The 13,124-nt window shown below is 64.0% G+C and carries 9 protein-coding genes; 7 read left to right on the top strand and 2 right to left on the bottom strand.

Going from position 1 to position 13,124, the window contains the following annotated elements; genetic code table 11:
* Positions 1–267 precede the first annotated feature (267 nt).
* Positions 268–1,353, bottom strand: a complete 1,086-nt coding sequence (locus AABE10_RS10205) for a hypothetical protein (protein WP_342933139.1) — start codon at positions 1,351–1,353, stop codon at positions 268–270.
* 134 nt (positions 1,354–1,487) lie between these two features.
* Between AABE10_RS10205 and AABE10_RS10200 the strand changes: the two genes are divergently transcribed.
* The 5 genes from AABE10_RS10200 (at position 1,488) to AABE10_RS10180 (ending at position 6,067) form a co-directional block, all read left to right on the top strand.
* A complete protein-coding gene (locus AABE10_RS10200) occupies positions 1,488–1,718 on the top strand; it encodes a hypothetical protein (protein ID WP_342933138.1) in 231 nt (76 codons plus the stop codon).
* A 222-nt stretch (positions 1,719–1,940) separates the two neighbouring features.
* Positions 1,941–3,362, top strand: coding sequence for a cytochrome ubiquinol oxidase subunit I (locus AABE10_RS10195; protein ID WP_342933137.1), 1,422 nt, complete (start codon positions 1,941–1,943; stop codon positions 3,360–3,362).
* Between the two features lie 39 nt (positions 3,363–3,401).
* Entirely contained in the window at positions 3,402–4,403 is a 1,002-nt protein-coding gene (cydB, locus tag AABE10_RS10190) for a cytochrome d ubiquinol oxidase subunit II (protein ID WP_342933136.1), read from the top strand.
* On the top strand, positions 4,381–4,539 hold the full coding sequence (locus tag AABE10_RS10185) for a hypothetical protein (RefSeq protein WP_342933135.1): 159 nt from the start codon (positions 4,381–4,383) through the stop codon (positions 4,537–4,539). The genes cydB and AABE10_RS10185 overlap by 23 nt, the downstream gene beginning before the upstream one ends.
* Positions 4,540–5,302: 763 nt before the next feature.
* On the top strand, positions 5,303–6,067 hold the full coding sequence (locus AABE10_RS10180; RefSeq protein ID WP_342933134.1) for a response regulator transcription factor: 765 nt from the start codon (positions 5,303–5,305) through the stop codon (positions 6,065–6,067).
* Positions 6,068–6,194: 127 nt separating this feature from the next.
* Here the strand turns inward: AABE10_RS10180 and AABE10_RS10175 are convergent, their stop codons facing one another.
* Positions 6,195–8,030: a hybrid sensor histidine kinase/response regulator gene (locus AABE10_RS10175; protein WP_342933133.1), complete on the bottom strand. Its 1,836-nt coding sequence runs from the start codon at positions 8,028–8,030 to the stop codon at positions 6,195–6,197.
* Between the two features lie 388 nt (positions 8,031–8,418).
* Between AABE10_RS10175 and AABE10_RS10170 the strand changes: the two genes are divergently transcribed.
* Complete coding sequence (locus tag AABE10_RS10170; protein ID WP_342933132.1) at positions 8,419–9,228, top strand: hypothetical protein; 810 nt, start codon at positions 8,419–8,421, stop codon at positions 9,226–9,228.
* 461 nt (positions 9,229–9,689) lie between these two features.
* Positions 9,690–13,106 (top strand): alpha/beta fold hydrolase, encoded by a 3,417-nt coding sequence (locus AABE10_RS10165; protein ID WP_342933131.1) that lies wholly within the window; start codon positions 9,690–9,692, stop codon positions 13,104–13,106.
* The last annotated feature ends 18 nt before the right edge of the window (positions 13,107–13,124 follow it).

Below are 13,124 nucleotides of genomic sequence, written 5' to 3'. Positions count from 1 at the left end.
CTCATCAACGAAGAATACATTCGCAACGATGTTCGGCCACGTGTATGAGGCCGCTGGCAACGCGCCGAAGTCAAGGGTCGAGTTGGCTCGATGGCACGCTTGACGATCGTCCATACGACGACCGAGACGTAATATAACGAAGCGATCTACAGGAATCGAATCGGCCGCTTAAGAGGCTTCCTGATGTAAATTTGGCTTACAGTGTCAAACCTGTATGCGCCACCCTCGTGCGAGGATGGCGCCCCTCGATACCTTGCTGCCGCAGTTTTAACCGCTGCGCTTCAGCATGGTCAGAAAAGCCCGGATTGGCGCGGTGGCGCGCCAGGTGTGAGATTCATAGACTGCCGTCAATCTTTCCCGGTAGTTTTGTTCCGACATCTGGAGAGCGCTTTTGATACGCTCCGCTTCGGCCAGAGACTCCCTCAACCGCGCTAGCTCATCACCAAGAGCCACGTTCGAACTTCTCAGCTGTTCTATTTCGCGATCACGTGCGAGCAAACTGGATTCCAATGATGCGGCCTGCTGCTTGATAGATTCCAACAACGCTGTCTGTCGTTTGAGATCGTCGACCTCTCGCCGGAGATTATCAGCCTCCATGCGATGCGATTCGTCGGCACGTCGCGCCGACGATCTGCAACTTTGAAGTTCTCTGTAGAGTGCATTGCGATCAAGCGAGTCATGGCTCGGAAATTCAATACCAGGTGAATGCGCCTGAGCAAGCGGGGCTCCGGAGATTTCCTTGCCGACCCTGACGAGATCTGGCTTCGCAGTTCGGCGATGAGCATCGAGTGCGGCAGCCTTGTCGACGGGGAGCACCGACGCAAGCTGCCGATACAGGTATTCGCCGTCCGTCGCAAATCTCGGAAAGTCTAGAAATACAATCGGTATGTCATTTTCGACAAGCCTGTGTACAACATGATGAAAACCCATCGCTACCAGTCTCGCCTGGTCTAGCGGATTGAGCGAATAGACAATCCCACCTGCCGTGATCCCCCAATTCTCCCACCGCGTGTATTCCTCAACTTCATGACTTAGGCGAGCCCGCATTTCGTTCGTAACGCGGCTTGCGGCGGCCTGAATAATGTCGCGTACCGGGAGGATAACGGCATCGATTCCGATATCACGCCGCGCAATCAGTCGGTCAATGAATTCGAATAGCCACGGCGATTTAATGACGTATGGCAAATCTTTCTGACCGTCCGGAATATCCTCGAGCCCGGCGTTGGAGTTCTCCTCGAGCTTTACACCCGGATTTCTCGTGATATGTGTTTCGAGCCCACACGCCGTGAGATATTCGACCAGGAAGCTGGTGCCAGCTCGGCCTGTACCAGCTATTACAAGGTGTCTTTTCACTTAGGATTTCGCTAACAATTGAAAAGCCCTAATTCTACGCACTGTCACAATTCACAGCGCGTTCGGCCTGCCAGAAAATATCTCGGTTTTCACCGTCGCCACTAAGGACGGTCAATTCGGACGAGCATTCGCTGATGAAGCGGTTTCACGAACCCGGCGACGAAAAGCAGCCAGTCGTCATCGCGCCGCCGACGCATCACGGCGACTTCCTGACTAAAACCCACCAAACGGCTCGCACGAAACTCCAACACCCCTTCTGCGACAACAGGCCGCCACGTAAACGCAACACGAACCGCCATGAACCGTCGCGCAACCGTCACGCTAACGATGCTGCGACGCGGTTGATTGACGCACTTTTCCCTTGAGCGCGCGCAACAGGCGCGCCGAGCGGCACAATAAAAACCTGATCGCGATCAAGGATTTACGTCGCCAAAGCGCTCACGCGAAAGCTTCGTTCCGCGCCATATCGACGCAGCCTGCACCGCAGCAAAGCCGTCCGCAATCCCCTACGCTTGCCTCATCTGCACGACGCGGTGCGCCCGGCATCCGCCGAAACGCGCCGCGTCTCTTTTTTCGGATTCGGACACATGAACACCGCAATCTCCGCCTTCGACCTCGCGCGCATGCAGTTCGCGTTCACGGTCTCGTTTCACATCGTCTTTCCTGCGCTCAGCATCGGTCTCGCGAGCTTCATCGCCGTGCTCGAATGGCGCTGGCTGCAAACCGGCAAGGCCTACTACAAGGATCTTTGTCTGTTCTGGTCGAAGATCTTCGCCGTGGCCTTCGGCATGGGCGTCGTGTCGGGCGTCGTGATGAGCTACGAGTTCGGCACCAACTGGTCGGGCTTCTCCGCGTTCGCTGGCCCCGTGACGGGCCCGCTGCTGATGTACGAAGTGATGACCGCGTTCTTTCTCGAAGCGGGCTTCCTCGGCATCATGCTGTTCGGCTGGCAGCGAGTCAGCCCGCGCGCGCACTTCGGCGCGACGCTGATGGTCGCCGTCGGCACGCTGATCTCGACGTTCTGGATTCTCGCGTCCAATAGCTGGATGCAGACGCCGCAAGGCTTCGATATCGTCGACAACCGCGTCGTGCCCGTCGACTGGTTCAAGATCATCTTCAATCCGTCGTTCCCGTACCGTCTCGCGCACATGGCGATGGCCGCGTTCATCGTGACGGCGCTCGTCGTCGCGGCCGTCGGCGCGTGGCATCTGCTGAAGGGCCGGCGCGACAACGCCGTGAAGAAGATGTTCTCGATGGCGCTGTGGATGCTGCTCGTTCTCGCGCCCATCCAGGCGTTCGTCGGCGACGCGCACGGACTCAACACGCGCGAATATCAGCCCGCGAAGATCGCGGCGATCGAAGGCCTGTGGGACACCGAGAAAGGCGGCACCGCGCTGAACCTGTTCGGCATCCCCGACATGCAGGCCGAGACGACGAAATACGCCGTGTCGATTCCGCATCTCGGCAGCCTGATCCTCACGCACAGCTGGGACGGCGAAATCCGCGGACTGAAGAGCTTCCCGAAAGAAGATCGCCCGGACTCGACGATCGTGTTCTGGAGCTTTCGCGTGATGGCGGGTCTCGGCATCGCGATGATCGGCTTTGCGGCGGCCGCGTGGGTGCTGCGCCGGCGCGGCAAGCTGTATGACGCGAAGTGGTTCCACCGCATTGCGATCGCGATGGGCCCGACGGGCTTCATGTCGCTGCTCGCGGGCTGGATCACGACGGAAGTGGGCCGCCAGCCGTGGGTCGTGTATGGCGTAAAGCGCACCGTCGAAGCCGTGTCGCCGCTCTCCGCGCAACAGGTCGGCATTTCGCTGATGGCCTTCGTCGTCATCTACTTTCTCGTGTTCGGCACAGGCATCTACTACATGCTCAAGCTGATGCGCACGGGTCCCGCGCTGCCGGGCCATACGCCGGACGGCGTGCCCGACGCATTGACAGACCGACCGGAACGCACCGCGCGCCGCGCGCTCTCCCGTCCCATGCAAAGCCCGTCGACCAGATGATCGACGCCTGACCACCCTTCGATACCCGCGAGAGAAAAAATGGATGTGACCGTAGTCTGGGCCGCGATCATCGCACTCGGCCTCTTCATGTACGTCGTGCTGGACGGCTTCGATCTGGGCATCGGCATCGTGTTTCCGTTCTTCCCCGACGAAAAGGAGCGCGACCTGATGATGAACACCGTCGCGCCCGTCTGGGACGGCAACGAGACGTGGCTCGTGCTCGGCGGCGCGGGCCTCTTCGCGGTATTTCCCGTCGTCTATTCGACGGTGCTCTCCGCGCTTTACCTGCCGCTCGTCGGCATGCTCGCGTGCCTGATCTTTCGCGGCGTGTCGTTCGAGATCCGCGCGAAGGCGAACCGCACGAAGCATCTGTGGGATCTGGCGTTCATCGGCGGCTCGGCGGGCGCGGCGTTCTTCCAGGGCATCGCACTGGGCGCGTTCCTGCAAGGCATTCCCGTCGCCGACGGCAGCTTCGCCGGCAATGCGTTCGGCTGGCTCACGCCGTTCTCGCTGCTGACGGGCCTCGGCCTCGTCGTCACCTATGCGCTGCTCGGCTGCTGCTGGCTCGTCGCGAAGACGGAAGGCGATCTGCAACGCCGGCTGCATCGCGTCGTGTGGCCTCTCACGATCGTGCTGCTCGGCTTCATCGTCGTCGTGAGCCTGTGGACGCCGCTACAGGAGCCGACGATCGCGCAGCGCTGGTTCGACGACGGCCTCTTCTGGCGCCTCGCGCCCGTGCCGTTGCTCGTCGCAATCTGCGCGTACTTCATGCGCCGCGCAGTGCGCGGCCGGCATCACAATACGCCATTCATGCTGGCGCTCGGCCTCGTGCTGCTCGGCTATGCCGGCCTGCTGGTGAGCCTGTGGCCGTACGCGATTCCGTCGAGCGTCACGCTCTGGGAAGCGGCCGCCCCGCGTTCGAGCCAGGTGTTCACGCTCGTCGGCGCGTCCGTCATCATCCCGATCATCATCGCGTACACGATGCTGGGTTACTGGGTCTTCCGCGGCAAGGTGCGCCATGGCGACGCCCACTACCACTAAGCCCGCCCGCCCCCGCGCGCGCCTGCCGGGCTGGCTCTGGTTCATCGCGCTGTGGTGCGGCGGCGTGGGCAGCGCGATGATCGTCGGCTACGCGTTCAAGGCGCTGATGAATGCGACGCTCTTCGCGATCACCTGAACGGCCGGCGCCAAACGCCCGAGGCACTTCGCGCAGTCACGCACGTGGCGCCCGCGTCATGTACGGAGGCTCACTTTCAGCGCCAGGCACTGACGCAAAGGCGCCGACGCTTGCGCGGCACGTCATGCAGTCATGCCCGTCTCATGTATGACGCCTCGCCTTCAGCGCCAGGAAACACCCGCACGCCACTGCCGCGATAGATAGCTCGCTGCCGTCGGCCGCACCCGGCCCGGCCGCCGCTTCGCCTTCAAAATCCTTCCGCCCGGCTCGTCTACGTAGCAGGCCGCGACATGGACGGACGTCCGGCCACCGATGCAGTGCCGTACAAACCAGGAAAAACCACGCGCGCCAACCGCGTCGACCAGGCCGGACTCTCCGGCACGGCCGCAGCGGCAGCGCGAGCGAGACCAGACTGATACGCGCCGGCGCCGTCGCATTCCGGACGGCCCGCGCAAACAATGACAGGCGGACGCACGCGCATGAGCCGCAAGGCCCGCGCAGGCAGTCCGCGGCGAGCATGACCACGCCGACGATCAGGCATATGATCGCGGCGTAGGAAGCAAAAAAGCTGTTGCTGCATGGACGGCCCGTCGCTGACGCGGCCGCAGGGAATGCAGCGGGTTGCGGCACGCAGCGGGCGGTTTCGCGCCCGCGCGCGGTGCAGCCTTGCGGACGGATGGCGCACTTCGGGGAGCGCGCCCTCCGCTCCCGTCCCGACCGACAACGCAGGCACAACATCGGCAGGGCCGAAAGCGGAGACATGATGAAGTTTCTCGTAGCCGACGATCATGAACTGATCCGCCAGGGCGTCAAAGGTCTGTTGCGCGGACTCGATCCCGACGCCGTATTCGACGAAGCCGACACGTGGGAAACGCTCGCCGCCATCGCCAAGCCCGACGCCGACCACGACCTCGCGATCGTCGATCTGCATATGCCCGGCATGACGGGCGCAACCTCGCTGCAAAACCTGCTGACGGCCAATCCCGCGCTGCCCGTCGTCGTGCTGTCCGCCGAGGAGTCGCCCGACGAGATGCGCGCCGTGCTCGCGGCGGGCGCGCTCGGCTTCGTGCCGAAACGCCAGCCCGCGAGCGTGATGCTCAAGGCGATCGAACTGGTGCTTTCAGGCGGCGCGTATGTGCCGATGGAAGCGCTGAGCCTGCTGGGCAATCGCGAAGCCGCGACGGCAACAATGGAGCCGGCGTCGACGGCGAGCACCGCAACCGCCACCGCCACCGCCACCGCGCAAGCAAAGCCGTCCGCGCCGCCCGACGCCGAGCCGATCGTGCGCGTCGAAGCATTGCAGCCGCATCAGCAGCATCTGCTGGAAAACCTGTCGCCGCGTCAGCAGGAAATCATGCGCCTCGTGCATCGCGGCTGGACCAACAAGATGATCGCGCGCGATCTCGGCGTCGCCGAGGGGACGATCAAGGTTCATCTCTCCGTGATCTTTCGCGCGCTCGGCGTGCACAATCGCGCGACCGCGATTGCCGTGATCAACGGCTGGCTCGAAGCGGGAAAGACGCTTTAGCGGGGCCGCATCGGCGTTGGGATTCAGCGTGGAAGGAGTTGCAGAGGACGGCGGCATCGGATGCTGATCGGTGCACATCGGATGCCGCCTTTCGGACGGACCGCCAGCCAGTCCGAACGCCGCGACGTTAGCTACGCGATGTCGCCGGCTGCGGCGCCGCGCCTTCCGCGCTATTGGTAGCTTCGCTCTCGGCGTTGGCATCGGTGCCCGGCTGCTGCCACAGCAGTTCCAGCGTGCGGCGCAGGCGCGCCGGCGTCACGGGCTTGTGCAGCACGGGGATCCCCTGGAGCGCCAGCGCCTCCAGTTCCACAGACGCCATATCGCCCGTAATCAGCAGCGTCACGACGCGCTCGCGGCCGCGCCGCCGCAGCGCGTCGCGCACGGCGCCGAGCGCCTGCGCGCCCGTCCGGTGGTTCGCGAGCTGGTAATCGCAGAGCACGGCGTCGGGCATGAAGCCTTCGTCGATGGCAAGAAGCGCCCCGCGTTCGTCCGGCACGCCGCGCACCACGCAGCCCCAGCGCCCGAGCAGGTTCTGGATGCCTTCGAGAATCGCGGGCTCGTCGTCGATGCACAGCACGTGGCGGCCGAGCGCCGCCGCGCCGCTCGCGCCCGAGTCGTTGAGACCGGCGACGATCCGCGCCGGATCGCCCGCGCGCACCGGGAAACGGAACACCGAGCCGCGCCCCGGCGCGGAGCGCAGTTGCAGCTTCCCGCCGAGCATATCGACGAGCCGCCTGACGGTCGGCAGGCCGAGGCCGTGCCCTTGCCGCGCGTCGCGGTGCGGATTGGCGACCTGATAGAACTCCTCGAAGATACGCTCCTGCTCGGCCTTCGGAATGCCGATGCCCGAATCGCGCACTTCGATGTAACCGCCGTCGAGCCGTCCCGCGCGCCGGTAGCCCATCCAGATCGCGCCGCCCTCCGTATAGCGCACCGCATTCGACAGCAGGTTGCTCAGGATGCGCTCGAGCAGCACGGGGTCGTCGTGGATGACGGCGTCCGTCGGCGCGATGCGCAGCGCGAGCCCCTTCGCGGCCGCCTGCGGCCAATACTGGCTGCCGACACGGTCGAACAGTTCCGAAAGCCGGAAATGCAGCTTGATGACCTGCGTGACGCCGCTCTCCAGCCGCGCGAGATCGAGCACCTGGTTGAACAGCTGGTTCAACGCTTCGACGTTGTTGGCAATGTTGCTGGCCGTCTTCGCATGCTGCACGGACGTCGCCGCCGGATCGTTCAGCGATGCCGCGAGCAGTCCGATCGCGTGCAGCGGCTGGCGCAGGTCATGGCTCGCGGCCGCGAAGAAGCGGGTCTTCGCAAGACTCGCTTCTTCGGCGACGAGCTTTTGCGCGGCCAGCGATTCGGCGAGCGCCTGCTGGTCGACGCGCGCCTGCACGACCCGCTGGAACAGCTTGCGATAGCTGAGCGCGTAGACGTTGATCGCGCAGAAGAAGAACGCGAGGACGATCGCGAGAATCGTGCGGTCGAACGTGTGAGTGCCGAAGTGCAGCACGATCGCGGGCAGCAGCAGGAACGGAATCGCCGTCACGAAGTTGATCACGTCGAAGCCGTTCGACATGAACACGCCGGCCGCCAGCGTGACGAGCATCACCGTGTGCAGGATGGGCAGATCGGTGTGCGGGCTCTGGAACGCGAACCAGATCGCGAGCCCCGGCGCGCTATAGAGCAGCGCGCCGCGCGCCGCGTGCAGGTTGATCCACGCGCGCGGCGAGACGGCGTCGGGCCAACGGCGGTTGCACATCCACAGCGCGAGGCTCGCGCAGTTGGCAAAGCCGTAGAAGATGAAGCACGCGGCAAAAAGATGCGGATGCGGGATGTTATTCCAGTAGATCGCCACCAGCACCGCGATCGAAAACCAGTGCGTGAAGAAGGCAATCGGGTCCTGCGCGTACAGCACGCGCACGAGATCTTCGTCGATCGCACGCTGGATTGGATCGGCCCGCATCGTGCGGTTCTCCTCACGCATGGTTGCTGTCGAGTCCGGCTAGCCGGCCCCGTTGTTCGATGATCTTTCCGCTTTTTATTGCAGCGCCGCCGCTCGCTTCGGGTGTGGAATAAAACCGCGGCGACGCACGTCTTACACCGGCACCGGTACGGCAGTCTTAAGACAGTTTACCCGTCTTGCCCGCGGTTTACCCTTCAGCTATGACTTAATCCATATAGGCGGAGTCGCGTGCAAAAAGCATACTGGTTTCAACGATTCAACAATCAAGCGCGGCCAACAGCCTCCGAAGGTCCAGCTTCACGACCTGTTTTACGCCTGTTTGTCGAGGCTCCATCGGCGGGACCACCCGCCCCTACCGCGCACCTTGCCACTTCCGATGGAGGCCTTCATGGGCGCAGTTCCGAGCCAGGTTTTCGCACGCACTCTCGACGACGCCGTACTTCCCGACCTTTGGCGCCGCCGCACGCAGCTGACCGATAACGAAATGATGTCGATGTACGACCTCGTGAAGCGCGCGCTGCGCACCTATCATCCGCTCGAACTGCATGCGCTCGGCGAAGACAAGGAAGAGCTCGTGCACCAGTTCATCTATACGAAGGTGCTGCGCCTCGCGCCCGGCCACGTCGAATCGAAGGCGGCGCCCGAAAGCGCGCCGTCCAACAGCTACGCAATCTGCGCTTACTTCCGCCGTTATCTGATCGATTGCCTGCGCAGCGCGAGCCATCAGCGCAACGTGTCGATGGAGCACGAAGGCATGATGCAGGAAATCGATCTGCGCGCGCAGGCGCTCGAAGACCCTGTCGAAAGCGTGCTGATGCAATACGGCCTGAACGAGCGCCGCGTGCGCGAAGCGGCGCGCGAGTTCATCGCGTCGCTCGATGCGCCCGAGCGCATCGTGCTGGCGGGCAGTCTCGGCTGGTGCTCGGAAGCGAAAGGCGGCCTGTCCGCTGTGGCCGCGCAGCATCGTGTGCCCTCCTATCACTATCGCGCTGTGAAGCTCGGCGTCACGATGAAGAAGACGGACGACGCCAGCCAGTTTTCCAACACGAAGATCGGCCAGTGGCTGCGCGACGTGCTCGGCATCGAAATTCACGCCGAAAATCGCGACGCGATCCTCGTCGTGTTCAACCTGCTGGCGACGGAAGCGACGGAAGCCGCCACCGCCCCGGACGACGAACTGATCGAAGCGGCTGCGTGAGAGGTTGGCGTTTCGCAATCGGCGTTCGGTCGGCCGGCCTGCATGGCGGCTCGGTCGACGGCGATGGCGATGGCTGGATTCCTGGGCGCCTCGATGCCTCGATGCCTCGATGCCTCGATTCCTTGATGCCTTGATGCCTTGATGCCGCGGCGGATTCGCAGCCGCGTTTCCGCCCGCGCACGTTCCAAGGCACATTCAGCGCACGTTCCCGCGCAGAGTCCAGCAGCCGTCGGCCCGCCGACACCCATTCGCGCCGACCACATCGCGCGCCTGAAAGCGCCGAAACCACCCGAAACCACCCGAAAGCACCCAAAAAACACGCCCATTTTTAAATCGCGCACCCGACCGCGCGTTTTCCCCTTGCATTTCGATGCGCGCCGTCCAGGATAAATAAGCTACGCGCGAGCCGTCTTCAGCGGGATTGCGCCGCCCTGCCGCACACTCAAAAAAGAGGTGGTCGAATGAACCGCTTGTCCAGCGCCCTTTCGGCGATGAAGGATCATTACGAGGTGGTGGTCGTGGGTTCGGGCTATGGCGGCGCGATCGCCGCGAGCCGCATGGCGCGCGCGAAACGCAGCGTCTGCCTGCTCGAGCGCGGCCGCGAATTCATGGCGGGCGACTTTCCCGCGACACCATTCCAGGGCGCGGAGCAGATCCAGTACAACACGAGCGTCGCGCAGATCGGCTCGCCCCTCGCGCTGCTCGAAATGCACGTGAACCCGGACGTGAACGTCGTAGTCGGCTGCGGGCTGGGCGGCACGTCGCTGATCAACGCGAACGTCGCGCTCAAGCCCGACGCGCGCCTGTGGGACGATCCGCGCTGGCCCGCCGCCGTGCGCGCTGACCAGGCGAACCTCGACGTCTGCTACGAGCGCGCGAAGACGATGCTCGGCGCGACGCCCGTTCCCGACGACTATCCCGACCTGCCGAAGCTCGACGCGCTCGCGCTGTCGGCGAAAAAGCTCGGCATGAGCGAGCGCTTCTACCGGCCGCCCATCACGGTGACGTTCAAGGACGGCAAGAACGCGGCGGGCGTCGACCAGCAGCGCTGCAACGGCTGCGGCGACTGCAACTCGGGCTGCAATCACGGCGCGAAAAACTCGACGCACATGAACTATCTGCCCGACGCCGTCGCGCACGGCGCGCAGATCTTCACCGGCGCGGCGGTGCATTCCGTCGTGCGCGACGAAGCGCGCGGCGTCTGGTGCGTGCGCTATCAGCCCGCCGACCTGAAGCGCGAACTGTACGACGCGCCCGAGCTGTTCGTGACGGCCGATGTCGTGATCCTGTCGGCGGGCACGCTCGGCTCGACGGCGATCCTGTTGCGCTCGCGGCAGGCGGGCTTGAGCGTATCGAAACAGCTCGGCCAGCATTTCACCGGCAACGGCGACGTGCTCGCGTTCGCCTTCAACACCGACAAGGTGATCAACGGCGTCGGCTGGGGCACGCATCCCGCCGGCGACATTCCGCCCGTCGGCCCGTGCATCGCGGGCATCATCGACCATCGCGGCACGCCGAACGTGAAAGACGGCTTCGTGATCGAGGAAGGGTCGATCGCCGCGCCCATCGGCGCCGCGCTGATGGGCGTCCTCGGCGTCGCGGCGCCTGTCGAAGGCGTCGAAATGCCCGATCCCGAAGGCGAGCCGCCCCTCGCCGACGACGCCCGCATCGCCGAAAGCGTTCTGCGCGGCCCGTATCACGGCGCGATGCGCAACACGCAAACCTGGCTCGTGATGGCCCACGACGAAGAAAGCGGGCAAATCACGGTGGAAGATGGCCGTCCGCGCGTCAGCTGGCCGAACGCCGGCAAGCAGCCGATCTACGAGACGGTGGAAAAGGCGCTGATCGACGCGACGAGCGCGCTCGGCGGCGCCTACGTGCGCAACCCGATCTCCACCGAGGCGTTTCGGAACCGCATCGTCACCGTGCATCCGCTGGGCGGCTGCGCGATGGCCGACGATGCGACGTATGGCGTCGTCGATCAGGCGGGCCTCGTGTATTCGGATACGCAAGGTCATGCGGTCCACGAGGGGCTGTATGTGATGGACGGCTCGGTGATGCCGCTTTCGCTCGGCGTGAATCCGCTGCTGACGATCTCCGCGCTCGCCGAGCGCAACTGCGCGCAACTTGCGGCGTCGCGCGGATGGCAGATCGACTACGACGCGCCGGGCGACGCGGCCCCGCCGCCTGCGCCGAAAATCGGCCTGCGCTTCACCGAGACGATGATCGGCACGTACTTCATCGGCGACACGAAGCCCGCAGGACAAGCCGACGATCCCGCCGAAGGCACGCACATCAGCTTCACGGTGACGGTCGCATCGGACGACCTCGAAGACATGCTCGCGAATCCGCAGCACGAAGCGCACATGGTCGGCACGCTCACGTGCAACGCGCTGTCGGCGCAGCCGATGACCGTCAGCGACGGCGTCTTCAACCTGTTCGTCGTCGACGAAACGAATGTCGAGCGGCGCAACATGAAATACCGGATGACGCTCGATACCGTCGACGGCAAGCGCTTCTATCTGACGGCCGAGAAGATCATCACGCACACGTCGCTGCTCGAATTGTGGACGCAGACAAATACTGCCTACGCTAAAGTGCGCGAATCGGCAGCCGACGATGCGCCCGTCATCGGTCACGCGACGCTCATCATCACGCCGGAAAATTTCCTCAAGCAGCAGCGCACGATCGAAGTGACGAATGCGCCCGATCTCGAAACACGGCTCGCGTGGACGCTTAAATTCGGCCGCTTTTTCGCGGATGTGCTCTACACCGAATATGGCGGCGTCGCCGCGCCGTTGCAGTACTTCAATCCCGAAGCGGCACCGCGCCTGCGCCGTGCGCTGCGCGCGCCCGCGCCGCACATCACGTACTTCGACACCGACGACGGCAAGACGCTGCGACTCGCGCGCTATCACGCCGGCGACAAAGGCCCCGTGCTGCTGATTCACGGCTCCGGCGTATCGAGCCGGATCTTCTCGACGGACCTGATCGGCACGAACCTCGTCGAGTTTCTGTGCGCCGCGCGCTACGACGTGTGGCTCGTCGATCTGCGCGTGAGCATCGAGTTGCCGAGCGCGACCGGGCGCACAACGGCCGACGAAATCGCGCGTTACGACATACCCGCCGCCGTCGCGAAGGTGCGCGAACTGGCGGGCGTCGAGGACATTCAGGTGTTCGGACATTGCCTCGGCGCGCTGGCCTTCACGATGTCGCTGATGTCGGGGCTCAAGGGCGTGCGATCGGCCGTGCTGTCGCAGGTGTCGGCGCATCCCGTGCCGGGCCTCTTGCAGCGGATCAAGGCGGGCCTGCATACGCCGCAGATTCTTCTGCATCTGGGCATCAAGGATATGACCGCCTACACGCAGCACGAAAAGTGGCCGCACAACCTGCTCGACGAAGCGCTCAGGTTCTTCCCCATCGAGCACGACGAAGCCTGCAACAGCCCCGTGTGCCATCGCGCGACGTTCCTGTATGGCCTGCTGTACGAACACGCGCAACTCGATGAGCAACTGCACGCGAATCTGCAGGAGCTATTCGGCATCCACGACGTCGAGCTGTTCAATCAGCTTGCGGCGATGGTACGCGCGGGGCATCTGGTCGATGCGAATGGCGACGACGTGTACATGCCGAACGTCGAAAGAATGAAGCTGCCGATCGCGTTCATTCACGGCTCGGAGAATCTCTGCTATCTGCCGACCAGCACGCAGATGACGTTCGACATGCTGGTCGAAAAGTTCGGGGCTGAGCACTACGAACGGCACGTGATCGACGGCTATGGGCATATCGACTGCGTGTTCGGCAAACGCGCGGCGCTCGATGTGTTTCCGACGATCGTCAGGCATCTGGATGCGCATGGCCGCGCCATCGTTGCGTGACGAGTACGCAGGCATTCG

The organism is Paraburkholderia diazotrophica, assembly GCF_038900755.1.
GTDB lineage: Bacteria > Pseudomonadota > Gammaproteobacteria > Burkholderiales > Burkholderiaceae > Paraburkholderia > Paraburkholderia diazotrophica_A.
Note: the sequence above shows the minus strand (reverse complement) of the source record. Positions and strands in the feature narration are given on the sequence as shown.

Coding starts and splice junctions, on each gene's coding strand:
- AABE10_RS10200 (WP_342933138.1), top strand. CDS start 1,488: ATGAAGCGGTTTCACGAACCCGGCGACGAAAAGCAGCCAGTCGTCATC.
- AABE10_RS10195 (WP_342933137.1), top strand. CDS start 1,941: ATGAACACCGCAATCTCCGCCTTCGACCTCGCGCGCATGCAGTTCGCG.
- cydB (WP_342933136.1), top strand. CDS start 3,402: ATGGATGTGACCGTAGTCTGGGCCGCGATCATCGCACTCGGCCTCTTC.
- AABE10_RS10185 (WP_342933135.1), top strand. CDS start 4,381: ATGGCGACGCCCACTACCACTAAGCCCGCCCGCCCCCGCGCGCGCCTG.
- AABE10_RS10180 (WP_342933134.1), top strand. CDS start 5,303: ATGAAGTTTCTCGTAGCCGACGATCATGAACTGATCCGCCAGGGCGTC.
- AABE10_RS10175 (WP_342933133.1), bottom strand. CDS start 8,030: ATGCGGGCCGATCCAATCCAGCGTGCGATCGACGAAGATCTCGTGCGC.
- AABE10_RS10170 (WP_342933132.1), top strand. CDS start 8,419: ATGGGCGCAGTTCCGAGCCAGGTTTTCGCACGCACTCTCGACGACGCC.
- AABE10_RS10165 (WP_342933131.1), top strand. CDS start 9,690: ATGAACCGCTTGTCCAGCGCCCTTTCGGCGATGAAGGATCATTACGAG.